This window comes from Fusobacterium sp., from assembly GCF_030528405.1.
Lineage (GTDB): Bacteria > Fusobacteriota > Fusobacteriia > Fusobacteriales > Fusobacteriaceae > Fusobacterium.
Window position 1 is genome coordinate 31393 of sequence record NZ_JAUMYY010000012.1, and the last position, 13807, is coordinate 45199.

At 28.3% G+C, this 13807-nt stretch carries 12 protein-coding genes; 4 read left to right on the top strand and 8 right to left on the bottom strand.

From position 1 onward, the window contains the following. The first annotated feature begins 90 nt into the window (after nucleotides 1-90). From Q4A58_RS03335 to Q4A58_RS03345, 3 genes are all read left to right on the top strand, one after another. A complete protein-coding gene (locus tag Q4A58_RS03335; protein ID WP_303116564.1) occupies nucleotides 91-1449 on the top strand; it encodes an OmpP1/FadL family transporter in 1359 nt (452 codons plus the stop codon). Between the two features lie 41 nt (nucleotides 1450-1490). Next, entirely contained in the window at nucleotides 1491-2060 is a 570-nt protein-coding gene (locus tag Q4A58_RS03340; RefSeq protein WP_303116565.1) for a TetR/AcrR family transcriptional regulator, read from the top strand. Nucleotides 2061-2169: 109 nt separating this feature from the next. Beyond that, complete coding sequence (locus Q4A58_RS03345; protein ID WP_303116566.1) at nucleotides 2170-2667, top strand: hypothetical protein; 498 nt, start codon at nucleotides 2170-2172, stop codon at nucleotides 2665-2667. Nucleotides 2668-2891: 224 nt separating this feature from the next. Here the strand turns inward: Q4A58_RS03345 and Q4A58_RS03350 are convergent, their stop codons facing one another. The 4 genes from Q4A58_RS03350 to Q4A58_RS03365 all read right to left on the bottom strand — a co-directional run bounded on the left by Q4A58_RS03350 (nucleotide 2892) and on the right by Q4A58_RS03365 (nucleotide 8378). Beyond that, complete coding sequence (locus Q4A58_RS03350) at nucleotides 2892-4601, bottom strand: proline--tRNA ligase (RefSeq protein WP_303116568.1); 1710 nt, start codon at nucleotides 4599-4601, stop codon at nucleotides 2892-2894. 90 nt (nucleotides 4602-4691) lie between these two features. Then, nucleotides 4692-6758: an ATP-dependent DNA helicase RecG gene (recG, locus tag Q4A58_RS03355; protein WP_303116569.1), complete on the bottom strand. Its 2067-nt coding sequence runs from the start codon at nucleotides 6756-6758 to the stop codon at nucleotides 4692-4694. Between the two features lie 56 nt (nucleotides 6759-6814). Beyond that, a complete protein-coding gene (locus Q4A58_RS03360) occupies nucleotides 6815-7564 on the bottom strand; it encodes a YebC/PmpR family DNA-binding transcriptional regulator (protein ID WP_303116571.1) in 750 nt (249 codons plus the stop codon). Between the two features lie 112 nt (nucleotides 7565-7676). Then, the gene (locus Q4A58_RS03365) at nucleotides 7677-8378 is read right to left on the bottom strand and encodes an MliC family protein (RefSeq protein WP_303116572.1); all 702 of its coding nucleotides are present in this window, start codon (nucleotides 8376-8378) and stop codon (nucleotides 7677-7679) included. Between the two features lie 254 nt (nucleotides 8379-8632). On the opposite strand from Q4A58_RS03365, the gene asnA reads away from it, so the two are divergent. Further along, nucleotides 8633-9616: an aspartate--ammonia ligase gene (gene asnA / locus Q4A58_RS03370; RefSeq protein ID WP_303116573.1), complete on the top strand. Its 984-nt coding sequence runs from the start codon at nucleotides 8633-8635 to the stop codon at nucleotides 9614-9616. A gap of 84 nt (nucleotides 9617-9700) precedes the next feature. Here asnA and deoD read toward each other — a convergent pair whose 3' ends face one another. The 4 genes from deoD to Q4A58_RS03390 all read right to left on the bottom strand — a co-directional run. Continuing rightward, nucleotides 9701-10408 (bottom strand): purine-nucleoside phosphorylase, encoded by a 708-nt coding sequence (gene deoD / locus Q4A58_RS03375; RefSeq protein WP_303116574.1) that lies wholly within the window; start codon nucleotides 10406-10408, stop codon nucleotides 9701-9703. Between the two features lie 315 nt (nucleotides 10409-10723). Further along, on the bottom strand, nucleotides 10724-12043 hold the full coding sequence (locus tag Q4A58_RS03380) for a hypothetical protein (protein ID WP_303116575.1): 1320 nt from the start codon (nucleotides 12041-12043) through the stop codon (nucleotides 10724-10726). Nucleotides 12044-12182: 139 nt separating this feature from the next. After that, on the bottom strand, nucleotides 12183-12737 hold the full coding sequence (locus Q4A58_RS03385) for a hypothetical protein (protein WP_303116576.1): 555 nt from the start codon (nucleotides 12735-12737) through the stop codon (nucleotides 12183-12185). Continuing rightward, nucleotides 12737-13807 (bottom strand): hypothetical protein (locus Q4A58_RS03390; protein ID WP_303116577.1); only part of this gene is annotated, 1071 nt, incomplete at its 5' end. The genes Q4A58_RS03390 and Q4A58_RS03385, both read right to left, overlap by 1 nt.

The window sequence follows — 13807 nt, forward strand, 5'->3', positions numbered from 1 at the left end:
AATCATTTTTTAATTTTTTATTTAATAAAAGATGTTATATTACATATGTTATTTAATATAAAATATAAAAATTTTTAATAAGGGGGAAAAATGAAAAAAATTTATTTACTGACATCTCTATTGTTAGCAGCATCAGCATACGGTGCTTCAATAGATCACATACAAACTTATTCACCAGATTATTTAGCAAATCAAGCACAAACAGGGATAATAAATAATGTGTCAGCTTATTATAACCCAGCTGGAACAGGAAGATTAGAAAAAGGTAAATACATACATGCAGGAATACAATATGCAATGGGTGATGAAACTATGTCATATAAAGGCAAAGAACACACAGCAAAATTAAGACAAGCAATACCTAATTTTACTCTTTATTCTGTTGATAATAAAGGAGCTTCTTTTTTAACTTTTGGTGCCTTAGGTGGTGGTGGAGAGCTAAAATATAATGGAGTATCTGGTCTTGATGTTGCTATGGAAACAATAAGTAGAAATGTTCCACCATCTTTTTCTGGATTAGGAGTAAAAAATTTAGGAATTTATGATAAGGGAACTAAAGTGAAAGGTTCAAATCAATATGAACAATTAACTTTAGGTAGAGCTTTTAATGTAGATGATAAATTATCATTTTCAATTGCTGCTAGACTTGTTCACGGAACTAGAAAATTATCTGGAGATTTAAAAGTAGGTTTAAATCCAGATGCCCCTCCTGCAATTTTAAATGCCCTTGCTGGTAGAATACCAACTACACTAGAAGGAAATTTAAATTCTAAAAGGGAAGCATGGGGATATGCTTTCCAATTAGGGCTTAACTATAAAGTAAATGAGCAATTAAATTTAGCTGCTAGATATGATTCAAGAGTTAAAATGAATTTTAAAGCTAAGGGAAGTGAAAATGAACTACAAACAAGCGCTTTGATAGGGAAAAATATAGGTTTTTCTAGTTTCTATCCACAATACACACCTAATAGTAAAACAAGAAGAGATCTTCCAGCTATACTTTCTTTGGGTGCATCTTATAAGGTAAATGAAAAATATATGATATCAGCTGCTGGTAATTTATACTTTAATCGTCAAGCAAAAATGGATAGAATTACAGATAAATTTGGAAATTCACATGGGACTGATTATAGAAATGGTTGGGAACTTGCTTTAGGAAATGAATATAAATTAAATGAAAAATTTACTTTAATTGCTAGTGTCAACTATGCAAAGACTGGTGCAAAAGCATCTTCTTATAATGATACAGAATTTGCGATAGATTCAACAACTTTAGGAGCTGGATTAAGATATAAATATGATGAAACATTAGATTTAACAGCATCTGTAGCACACTTTATATATAGAACTTCTGAAGGAACATTTAAAGAAAGACATAAAGTAAATGAAAACCAAAAATATAAAAAGTCTATAACTGCTATTGGATTATCATTAACTAAAAAATTCTAATATTTTATATGTAGATTTTTAAATTATATATAGGAGGGACTATGCCAAAAAAAGTTGTTTTTCCTAAGGAAGCAATTATAGAAAAAGCTTTTGAAATATTTAAGGAGGAAGGAATAGACAGTATTACTGCAAGAAATGTTGCTAAAGCACTTAATTCTTCGCCTGCTCCTATTTATAGTTCTGTTGGCTCAATGGATTTATTAAAAGAAGAATTAGTAAATAGAGCTAAAAAATTGTTTATGGATTATATAACTACAGTGAGAACTGGCATAATGTTTTTAGATATTGGGATGGGAGTAGCTATTTTTGCAAGAGAGGAAAGAAAATTATTTTCAAATATTTTTCTAATAGAGAGTGTTGAAAGAGCACTAATGAATGAATTTTTAGATCTAGTACATGACGAAGCAAAAAAAGATAAAAGATTTTCTTGCTTAACTGAAGAACAAAGAAATGAACTATTTTTAAATTGTTGGATATTTGCAAATGGTCTTTCTACACTTATAGCAACTGGCTTTATACCAAATCCTAGTGATGAATATATAAAAGAGAAGTTAATGTCTAACCCTGCTAAACTTTTATATGAATACTTAGATAAACATTGTAAGGTATAAATAAAATGAGATGAACTTTATTTTTTAAAATTTAAAGTTCATTTTTTTATGATATAATATGAAAAATTAGAAAATTTTTAAATTAAACTTTTTTAAATGAGGTGATATTATGCAAAAAATTACAATTCAACAGGCTATATTTTTATTATCAACTTTAATTGAGAAAGAAAGAGAGTTTTCTTCTGCGTTAAATGAATATAAGGTTCCTTTATATGTTAATGGAAAGGATGTAAGTAATCCTAAAAAAAAGGAAGAAATGCTAGAAGATATAAAGGAATTAAATTCTATACAGGAAGATATAATAACATTGAAATCAATTCTTGCTAAATCAAATGTAAATACCATTATAGATGGCAAGTCTATCAACTATTATTTAGAAGAGGTTAGAATAAAGAGAAATTATTTAAATACACTAAATAATCTTTTGAGATCCAATTATACAAAGGTTGAAAATGCAGTTGGAGTTGTTCAATATGGGGTTTTAAATGAAGAGAAGCTGAGAAAAGAAGCTAGGGAATTAGAAACTAAAGTGAATGAATTATCTCAAAAAATAGATTCAATAAATTCAAGTACTTATATTGAAATTGAATTAAAAGCAAAGAAATAAGATTCGCTAGGTAATCTCTATTTTCCAACTAAAATTTATCGAATATTTACGAATCCGATTTATATTTCATATTTTTTTTAAGATTTAAATTTTACATTTCATAACATTGAAAGACAAATAGAAGATGATGGGTGTTCAGAGTAATATCAAAAACTATGGAAATGATGAGTTTTGCCTTTACATCTTTCCACTAAAAAAGCTGGATTTTATTCCAGCTTTTTTATTTAGAACTTATTCATTAATTCTTTAATTTTTATAACTATATCATCTTTAAAAACCTCAAAGGTTTCACCTGTTTTTCTTATTTTTAGCTCAACAATTCCCTCTTCAGCTTTTTTTCCTACAACAATCTTAAAGGGAAAACCTATTAAATCAGCATCTTTAAATTTAAAACCTGCCTTTTCATCTCTATCATCAAGCATAGTATCTATATTTTCTCTTTTTAAATTTTCATAAATATTTTCTGCTAATTGTAATTGTGTTTCATTTTTTATATTTGCAGGAATAACATCCACAACATATGGTGCTATTGCTACAGGCCAAATTATTCCATTTTCATCATAATTTTGTTCTATGGCAGCAGCCATAGTTCGAGATACACCTATACCATAGCATCCCATAATCATAGTTTGGCTTTGACCATTTTTATCTAAATAAGTAGCACCTAAGGCTTCAGAATATTTTTTACCAAGTTTAAATACATGACCACATTCAATACCTCTAGCACTATGAAGCTTTCCATTTGATTTAGGACAAATTTCTCCAACTTTTACAGTTCTTATGTCCTTTACTATATCAGCTTTATAGTCTCTATTATAATTAATATTTATAAAATGATAATCTTTTTTATGTGCACCAACTATATGATTAGAAAGATCTATTACTGATAAATCTGCTATAATTTTTATATTTTTATTTGCCAAATTATAGGGTCCTATATAACCTTTTACCAAACCAAGTTTTTCTATTTCAGCATCACTTGCCAACTCAATAGCTACGGCATTTATTGCATTTTTTAATTTTACTTCATTGACATCAAAGTCTCCTCTGATTAAAACTAAGTAGAAATCATCAGTTCCCATATCCTTATACATCAAAGATTTAACAGTTTTTGATAGGGGAATATTTAAATAATCAGCTAATTTTTCAATTGTAGGAGAATTGGGCGTAAATACAAGTTCTATTTCTTTTGCATCTTCTTTAGGTGGATTTATTAGTTTACTAGTTGCTGTTTCAATATTAGCAGCATAATCGCAAGCATCAGAATAAATAATTTCATCTTCTCCAGATTCAGCTAATACATGAAATTCTTGCGAACCACTTCCCCCAATTGCCCCTGAATCAGCCTCAACAGGTCTAAATTTTAAACCACATCTTTCAAATATTTTAGTGTAGGCAGCCTTCATATTTTCAAATTCTTCATCTAATGATTCTTCAGAACAATGAAAAGAATATGCATCTTTCATTAGAAACTCTCTGCCTCTCATAAGTCCAAATCTGGGTCTTCTTTCATCTCTAAATTTAGTTTGAATTTGATATAGGTTTATGGGTAGAGATTTGTAAGATGAAATATCATTTCTGACAATATCAGTTATAACTTCTTCATGAGTTGGTCCCAATATAAAATCTCTTTCATGCCTATCTTTTAATCTAAACATTTCTGGTCCCATAACAGACCATCTTCCACTTTCTTGCCAAAGTTCTGATGGTTGAACCACAGGCATATGAACTTCTAAAGCTCCTGCATTGTCCATTTCTTCACGAACTATGTTTTCAACTTTTTTAAGAGCTCTATAACCAAGTGGCAAATAAGAATAAATTCCACTTGCTAATTTTTTTATCATTCCAGCTCTTAACATAAGTATATGGCTTATTACTTCAGCTTCTTTAGGGGTTTCTTTTAAAGTCTTAATGTAACTTTTAGTAAATTTCATTTTTTCCTCCAGTATTGACTTAATTTTATATTTCATTTTAACATACTAAAAAAAGTTTTGCAAAATAAGCTCTTATAAATTTCACTTAAATTAATTATTTATAGTATTTTTTTCAAATTTTTTTTCAATATCATAAGCTAGATAGGAATCTATTATTTTTCCATTACTTTCTTTTAAATAGTTCATACATTCATCACGTACTAATTTTATAGTTTTTATATCATAAATAATATCTATGAATTTTAAATCACTAAAACCACTTTGTCTGAGTCCAAAAATTTCTCCAGAATTTCTAAGTCTTAAATCTTCTTCAGCTATTTTAAAACCATCTTGAGTTTTTTCCATTATTGATAGTCTTTGTATTGAACTTTCTGTATTAGTTTCCGAAATCAAAAAACAATAAGATTGTTTCGAACCCCTTCCTACCCTTCCTCTTAATTGATGTAATGCCGAAAGTCCAAATCTTTCAGCGTTATATATGGACATAATTGTAGAGGAAGGAACATCAATTCCAACTTCAATAACTGTAGTTGCAATTAATATATCATAGTTTTTATTTTTAAAATTTAACATGATTTCATCTTTTTCCTTTGCCTTCATTTTTCCGTGAATGATAGCAATTTTATTATTTGGAAATTTTTTAAATATTTCTTTTTCTAAATTTACGATTGATTTCAAAGATAATTTTTCACTTTCTTCTATTAAGGGTGCAACAAAATATGCTTGATTGCCTTCTTGAATTTTCTTTAAAATAAAATCATACATTTTACCTAAGTCACTAGAATTATTTATCCATTTTGTTTTTATAGGACTTCTTCCAGGTGGTAATTGGTCGATTATTGATAAGTCCAAATCTCCATAGATAGATAAAGCTAATGATCTTGGAATAGGCGTAGCAGACATAACCAAAAGATTTCCTAAAAAACCTTTTTCTCTCAGTTTATTCCGTTGATTTACTCCAAATCTATGTTGTTCATCTATTACAATCAATCCTAATTTGTTAAAACTAACAGCTTCCTCAATAAGTGCATGAGTTCCAATTACAATATTCACTTCTCCACTTTTAATTTTTTCTAAAAGTTCTATTCTTTTTTTTCCTTTTATGTTAGAGGTTAAAAGTTCAATTTTTAATCCTAAATTTTCTAATTTATCTTTTATTCCAGAATAATGTTGATTAGCTAATATTTCTGTAGGAGCCATTAAAGCTCCTTGATAACCATTCTCTGCCATATATATGAGCATTATTATTGCAACAATAGTTTTACCACTGCCAACATCACCCTGTATAAGTCTATTCACTATTTTTCCTTTAGCGATCTCATCATATATTTCTTTAATTACTCTTTTTTGTGCCATAGTTAAACTAAAAGTTAATGTAGTCAAAAAAGTTTTAACTTGTTCTTTTTTCCCTTCTAAAATATATTTTTTAGTTGAATTTTCTATTAAAAATCTATTTTTCAATATACCTAATTCTAAAATAAGAAGTTCTTCAATCGCAAATCTTCTTTTTGCTTCCTCAATATTTTTAATATTACTTGGAAAATGTATTTCTTTTATGGCTTTTTTTCTCCTCATGATATTATATTTTTTAAGTATTTTCTCAGGAATATTTTCTTCTATATTTTCAATAAAAGAAGCGATAAATTTTTCAAAAATTTTTCTCAAATTACTTTGACTTATATTTTTATTAGAATTATAAATAGGTAAAATTTCATCTATTTTGTGTTTAGTTTGTGAGGATGCCATTTTATATTCAGGGTTAATTAGTCTAAAAATACTGGCCCTTTTAGTTTCTCCTATAAAAATATACTCCTCTCCGATTTTTAAAGTTCTCTTTAAATATGGCATACCAAACCAATAAATTTCAAGTATTCCACTTCCATCAGTTACCTTAGCACTAACTGCTGTTTTTCCCATTTTAGTTTTAATAAAATTAACTGTTAAAATACTTGCTTTTACAACAACATATTCATTTAAAAAAAGTTCAGCAATTTTTTTTATATTTGTTCTGTCATCATAAGCTCTAGGAAAATAATATAATATATCATAAACTGTTTCTATGTTTAAAGTCTTTAAATTTTTAAGCTGTTTCTCTGTAAGGAACTTTGCACCTAATTTTTCAAGGGGCAAATACAGATATTTATAATTTTCAAGCATAAAAACTCCTTATATAAGAAAGGGGGCTCAATGCCCCACATTTTTAAATTATAAAATTAATCTAATTGCTCTAAAATATAGTCAGCTATGTCAAAGTTAGAATAAACATTCTGAGAATCATCTAAATCTTCTAGAGCATCAAAAAGTTTCATTACAGCTTTAGCTGTTTCAAGATCATTTATTTGTACTTTATTATCTGGGATCATTTCTAATTCTGCTTCTTCATAAGAATAGCCAGCTGTTTTTAAATTTTCTAATACTTCTTGAAATTGGGTATAATCAGTTATTACATCAAAATAACCATCATTTTCTACCACATCTTCAGCTCCTGCTTCTAATGCTACCATCATAAATTCATCTGCATCAAGCCCATCTGCTTTTAGAGAAATAAGTCCCTTCTTTTTAAACATCCAAGCAACAGCTCCATCAGCACCTAAATTTCCACCATTACGAGAAAAGGCAACTCTTATTTCAGAGGCAGCTCTATTTTTGTTATCAGTAACTACATCTACTATAAAAGCTGTACCAGCTGGTCCATAACCTTCATATCTCATTTCAATAAAGTCTACTCCTTCAAGTTCTCCTGAGCCTTTTTTTATCGCTCTTTCTAATATATCTTTAGGCATATTTCCAGCTTTTGCCTTCTCAATAGCTAGTCTCAGTCTAGGATTGAATGCAGGGTCACCTCCACCTTCTCTAGCAGCTATAGTTAACTCTCTACCAAATTTTGTAAATAGTTTAGCTCTTTTTTTATCTTGAGCACCTTTCCTATGTTGTATATTTGCCCATTTACTATGTCCTGCCACAAAAAATCCCCCTTAATTAAAAAATTTCAATATAATTTTAACATAGAAATTAATCCAAGTAAATAAAAAACTGATATAAGTATTGAACTTATATCAGCTTTTCTAATAGAAATTATTTAACAGCTTCTATATTTGTTTCTTTTCCATTTAATTTAACAGTACCTTCATTACCTTTAAAGTGAATTTCATTTCCTTTTTCATCGGCAAATCTTACTCCACTTCCAGCAACAGCAGCTTTTAGAGGAAATTCTTCACCAGTAGAAGTTTTTAAAATTGCATTATCTCCAGCTATATCTAAATTATACTCAGTTCCATCAGCAGCTTTAAATTTTAAAGCATCAGACATCATTGCAGCATTATCTTCTGATAAAGCTTTAATTGTAGTTTCTTTTCCATCTAAATTAACTACACCTTCATCACCTTTGAAGTGAATTTCATTTCCTTTTTCATCAGCAAATCTTACTCCGCTTCCAGTTACAGCAGCTTTTAATGGGTATTCTTTTCCAGTAGAAGTCTTTAAAACTGCATTATCTCCAGTTATATCTAAACTATATTCAGTTCCATCAGCAGCTTTAAATTTTAAAGCATCAGACATTGCAGCTTTAGCATCAGCTATAACTTCAGAAGCAGCATTTTTAGCACTTTCAACTGCCTTTTCAGCAGATTCTTTAGCTTCTGCCACAGCCTCAGTAGCAGTTTCTTTTACTTGCTCAACTGTTTGAGTAGCAGCCTCTTTAACTTCTTCAACTTTTTTTTCACCACAAGCTACTAATGCTAAACTTAAAAGAATAGCCATAAGTGTTATCTTTTTCATAATAAGTCCTCCTAAATAAATATATCATAATAAATTTTATGTACAAGTAAATGATATATTATAAAGTTGAAAAAATCAAATTTTTTTCTTTTTTCCCAGTTATTTTTTTTAAATTGACTTTTTTTTTGTTTTTATGTTCTTTTTTAATACTATAGTGTGTGCTATTTTAGAAAGATATCTTAGAAGCAATATTTTATTGTATTTACATTAGAGAAGTGATATAATAAAAAAATATAAAATTGGAGGTAATTATTATGTCATACCAAGCAAAACTTACACTTGTTGAAACAGAAATAGCTATAAAAAAAGTTAAAGATTTTTTTCAAAAAGAATTATCAGAAGAGTTGGAGTTACTAAGAGTTTCTGCTCCTCTGTTTGTAATACCCGAATCAGGATTAAATGATAATTTAAATGGTACAGAGAGACCTGTTTCTTTTGATACTAAAAGTGGAGAGAGAGTAGAAATAGTTCATTCTCTAGCTAAATGGAAGAGAATGGCATTATATAGATATAATATAGATTCGCATAAAGGAATTTATACAGATATGAATGCTATCAGAAGAGATGAAGATACAGATTTTATTCATTCATATTATGTTGATCAATGGGATTGGGAAAAAATTATTGAAAAAGAAGATAGAAATGAAGAGTATTTGAAAGAAACAGTAAGGAAAATCTATTCAGTGTTTAAAAAAACAGAGGCTTATATAACAAAAGAGTACCCTCAACTTTCTAAAAAACTTCCAGATGAAATATTCTTTATAACAGCACAGGAATTAGAAGATAAATATCCTAAACTTACGCCTAAAAATAGAGAACATGCTATTGCTAAAGAATATGGAGCAGTATTTATTATGAAAATAGGGGCTAAACTTGCTTCAGGAGAAAGGCATGATGGAAGGGCACCTGATTATGATGACTGGGGTTTAAATGGTGATATACTTTTCTATTATCCGCCTCTAGGAATAGGTTTGGAATTATCATCAATGGGAATTAGAGTAGATGAAACTTCACTTGACGAACAGTTAAAATTAGCTAATTGCGAAGATAGAAGAGGAACTCCTTATCATCAAATGGTTTTAAATAAAGTTTTACCATATACTATTGGAGGAGGGATTGGGCAATCTCGTATTTGTATGTTTTTCTTAGATAAATTACATATTGGCGAAGTACAAGCTTCTATTTGGTCACATGAAGTACATGAAATTTGTAAACAAATGAATATAATGCTTTTATAATTGAAAAAAGGGGCTGCTGCAAATTTTTAAAATTGCAACAAGCCCTACTTTTTTATGTAAAAAAGCATAAATTCCATGTATTTTTTATATTTTTATTGCAGTTTCTAGTGCCAATTCTATCATGTTAAAGAATGTTTTTTCTCTTTCTTCTGCACTTGTTATTTCAGAAGAAACTAAAGAATCCGAAATTGTGAGTATAGAAAGTGCTTTAACTTTATACTTAGCAGCTATAGTATAAAGAGCTGCAGTTTCCATTTCAACTGCTAAGACACCAAAATCAGCCCATTTTTTATAATAGTTAGGATCATCAGTATAAAATTCATCAGAAGTTAAAATATTTCCAGCATTGATTTTTATATTTTTTTCTTCTGCTATTTTTAAAGCGGCAAAAAATAAATCAAAATTTGCAGTTGGTGCAAAGTTGGCGTTATTAAATCTTTTATTATTTATAGAAGAATCTGTGGATGTTGCCATAGCAATGACTATATCACGAACTTTTATATCTTTTTGATAAGAGCCAGCAGACCCCACTCTAATTAAATTTTTAACTCCATAATCTTTTATAAGTTCATTTATATAAATTGATGCAGATGGAATCCCCATACCTGTTCCTTGAATTGAGATTTTTTCCCCCTTATATGTACCAGTAAAACCTAACATCCCTCTTATATCTGTATAACAGAAAACATTTTCCAAAAAGGTTTCTGCTATCCATTTTGCTCTCTTTGGATCTCCTGGTAATAAAACTGTCTCTGCAATTTCTCCTTTTTTTGCAGCTATGTGTATACTCATACTTTTTCCTCCTTTTAATTTCAGTATTTATATTCAAGTACTTTCTTAAACTTTAATTTCTAAATTATCATTTTGTCAAGCTCACTACCTAATTTCTTTAAGTCATCTTTTATAATCTTTTTTACATTCCTCTTTCTACTATGGTAGAATTATTATATCCTGGGATTCTTTCCTTATTGTATCACAATTCGATATATTGATAGAGTAATTTCTTTTATTCAATTTTTCTCTTGCCTTCTTTATTTAATTTCTTTCATCTTAGCTATAAATCTTTTAAAATTTATTTGAGCTAGCTAGAAAAAATTTATTAAATTATTAAATTAAATCTAAAATTGGTTTGAAGGTATTATTCATTTCTAAAAATTCATCATAACTCATTTCAACTTTATCATTAAATATTATGTAAACTCCATCCAGTATTGATAATACTTTCTTTGCTTTTCCCTCCAACCTTCTTATTATTTCATCTCTTCTTAGCTTTAATACTTCTTTGCACATTTCTCCGCTAAAATACATTACCGGTTGAAGTATAAAGAGATTTTCTCCTAATTTATTTGGTGTAATACCCATACTTTTTAACTTTTTATATGCTGGATTTATTGGGTCTTTATATTTAAGTGTTTCCGGTGTTCTTCCTTCTTTATAGGCAAGACTGTATGCAATATAGCAATCCACTATATACGAATCATATAGTTCTATTACTTTAGGTAAATCAATAGTTATTATTTCCTCATAGTTTATTAATTTATATGTTGATTTAAATTTGTAGACTAAATCATCCCAATCTATTGTATTTTTATAGTTTTCATTTCCAGGGGTCTCAATCCATTTTATTAATTTTTCTTTAGCTGCATTATTTGGAAATTCATAAATTACTTTTATATCTGGATTTTGCTTTTTAGCTTCATTTATTCTTTTTAAAGTATCACTAAATGTTGTACCCATAGCTTTTTTATTCCAATAAGGAATATTAGTTTTAGAATCTATTAGATAAGTTCCATTTTTTTCTATTCCATCAAATTTTATATAGCTTCTTCCTCTTTCGTTAGGATTGTCGTATCTAAGTGCAGGTACTATGTTATTTTTAGTTGCTACATCTGATACAGAACCTGTTGTTCCTGACTGGAATGCTTGTGCTTTTTCATTTCCTCTAGGTTTTTCATAGATATATTCAATACCTCTGTTTGGAGAACCCGTAGTTTTCTCTAAATTATTTAATTCTTTTTCAGTATATACCTTTCTTCCATCATAGAATAAGTTATTTCCATTTTGTTTATTTGGATTTATTTTATCTTTATTAACCCCAATAGCATAAGGCGCTAATTGACCTACCCCTACTTCTGTTACTACTTCTAAAGCATTATAAAAATCCCTATATTCTACACTTGGATTTACATATATTAATGTATCTTTTATTGGGTTTAACCCTTTTTTTACTTCTCTTCCATATACTCCATTAAATATTTGTGATATTCCTGATATAAGTTTATTACTTCCTACTATTAACCCTGTTGCTCCTATTACTTTTGCTCCTGTTGATGGAATTAATGTTGTTCCAAAACTTACTGTGTCAACTCCTACTGAAGATGCTATTATTATTGCTGAACCTACTGCTGTTGTACCACCAACAGTCATATCAACTGTACCATCTTTAATTCGTGAAAGTCTTTCATCAGTGAAATATATTATATTTTTTAGCTTCTCACTTCTTTTATTTAAACTATAAATCTTTTAATAACTAGCTCAATATTTATTTGAGCTAGCTAGAAAAAATTTATACCTCTTTTTCTTTTATTCTTTCTTCTAATATTCTTTTTATCTCCATTCCTTTTTGATATGATAATGAATAACCCCATTCATACTCTTTTCCATCTTTTGTAATAAACTTTATTGTACTTCTATCTTTAAAATCACCTCTAAAAGTTGCATTTTTATAACGTAGAGATGTATAACCATAAAATGGAGAAATTTTTATTTCATTTAAAAAATTATAGTTAAATTTAGTATCATAATTTGGAGTAAAAATTCTTATTTCTTCATCACAAACTATTATTTCTAAATACATTGCAAGTCCAAATGAATTCGTATGTAAAATAATAGAAAAAAATAGTATTACATAATTTAATTTTATTAAAAACACTATAAGAGGAATGTTATTAATGATTTCTAAAGCTTTATTAAAAAAATAAATTGTTGATAGCTCTCCCAAGGCTAAAAATATAAATAAAAATATTATAATTAAGTAATATACAAAAAAGTAAATTTTTTTTAAAAATCCTTTTTTTATATAAATTTTTTCATTTGATATTTTAATATTGACATTATCCATTACCATTCACCACCACTTTCTCTGGATTCTTTTAAGAAATTTTTAAAAACTTCATATCCTTCTTTATCCACTTTTATATTTTGTGGTGTTCCTATTTCTATAAAAGTTGTGTGCCCTTCATAGCTAAATGGGGTAGAAGCTCCTTTTCCTACATAAATTCTTATACCTCTTGGGATATAACTTTCTTTTTTAAAAAGTAAATCTGCTCCCAAACTCATACCCCCAAACGTTTTACTACCACCAATTGAAGTAGTCAATTTTGATAAATCTTCAATATTATCATCTAAATATAACCCTATTTCTGCACTTACTCCTATATCTAATGAGCCAAATCCTATACTTGTGCTTCCTACATTATATGTTGTTAATGTTTCAGTTTTCTTGTCTAACAAAGTAAAAAATGATTGAGTTCTTGACATTCTTCCTCCAAATGAATATGCTTCTGATGTATAAAGCTCTATTCCATAATTCTCCCTATCTTCACTCGGAATACTCTTAGCTAAACTAAACTGCTCTTCCAATGTCTTATCTATAGATACATTCTTTCTTAAATTTGATAGATATTCTTCCTGCTCTTTTGATTTAAACTTATTTTTAGATTTACTTTCCCCTATCTTTGTTTCTGCATATTTTGCTATCTCTTCATCTTTATCATAATAAACTAAATGCGCATTCTCATGTCCATATAATAATGCTGATGGATTACCTCTTTTTAAATCATTTAGTGATATAAATATTTTTCTGGTTCCTCCATTTTTACCATCTACTGCAAAAGAATTAGGCTCATCTGTTAAATAAAGTTCCGGTAAGGCACCCTCATAACCTTCTCTTCTATATAATTCTGATTGTAATTCTCTTAAAGCTCTTAGCTTATCTAAAGGTGCTGTATTTTCATCATCAATAAAAGCAAATTCTTTTTCTTTATCTTTTCTTAATTCATCTATATGAATTGCTCTTAAACCTGCTTTATATATATCAAATTTATCTGCTCCCTTATCCTCTGTAAGTGCATCTACCACAGCAACTATCTTTCTTCCTGCTGATACTATTTCATCTCTTTTTTCCTTATC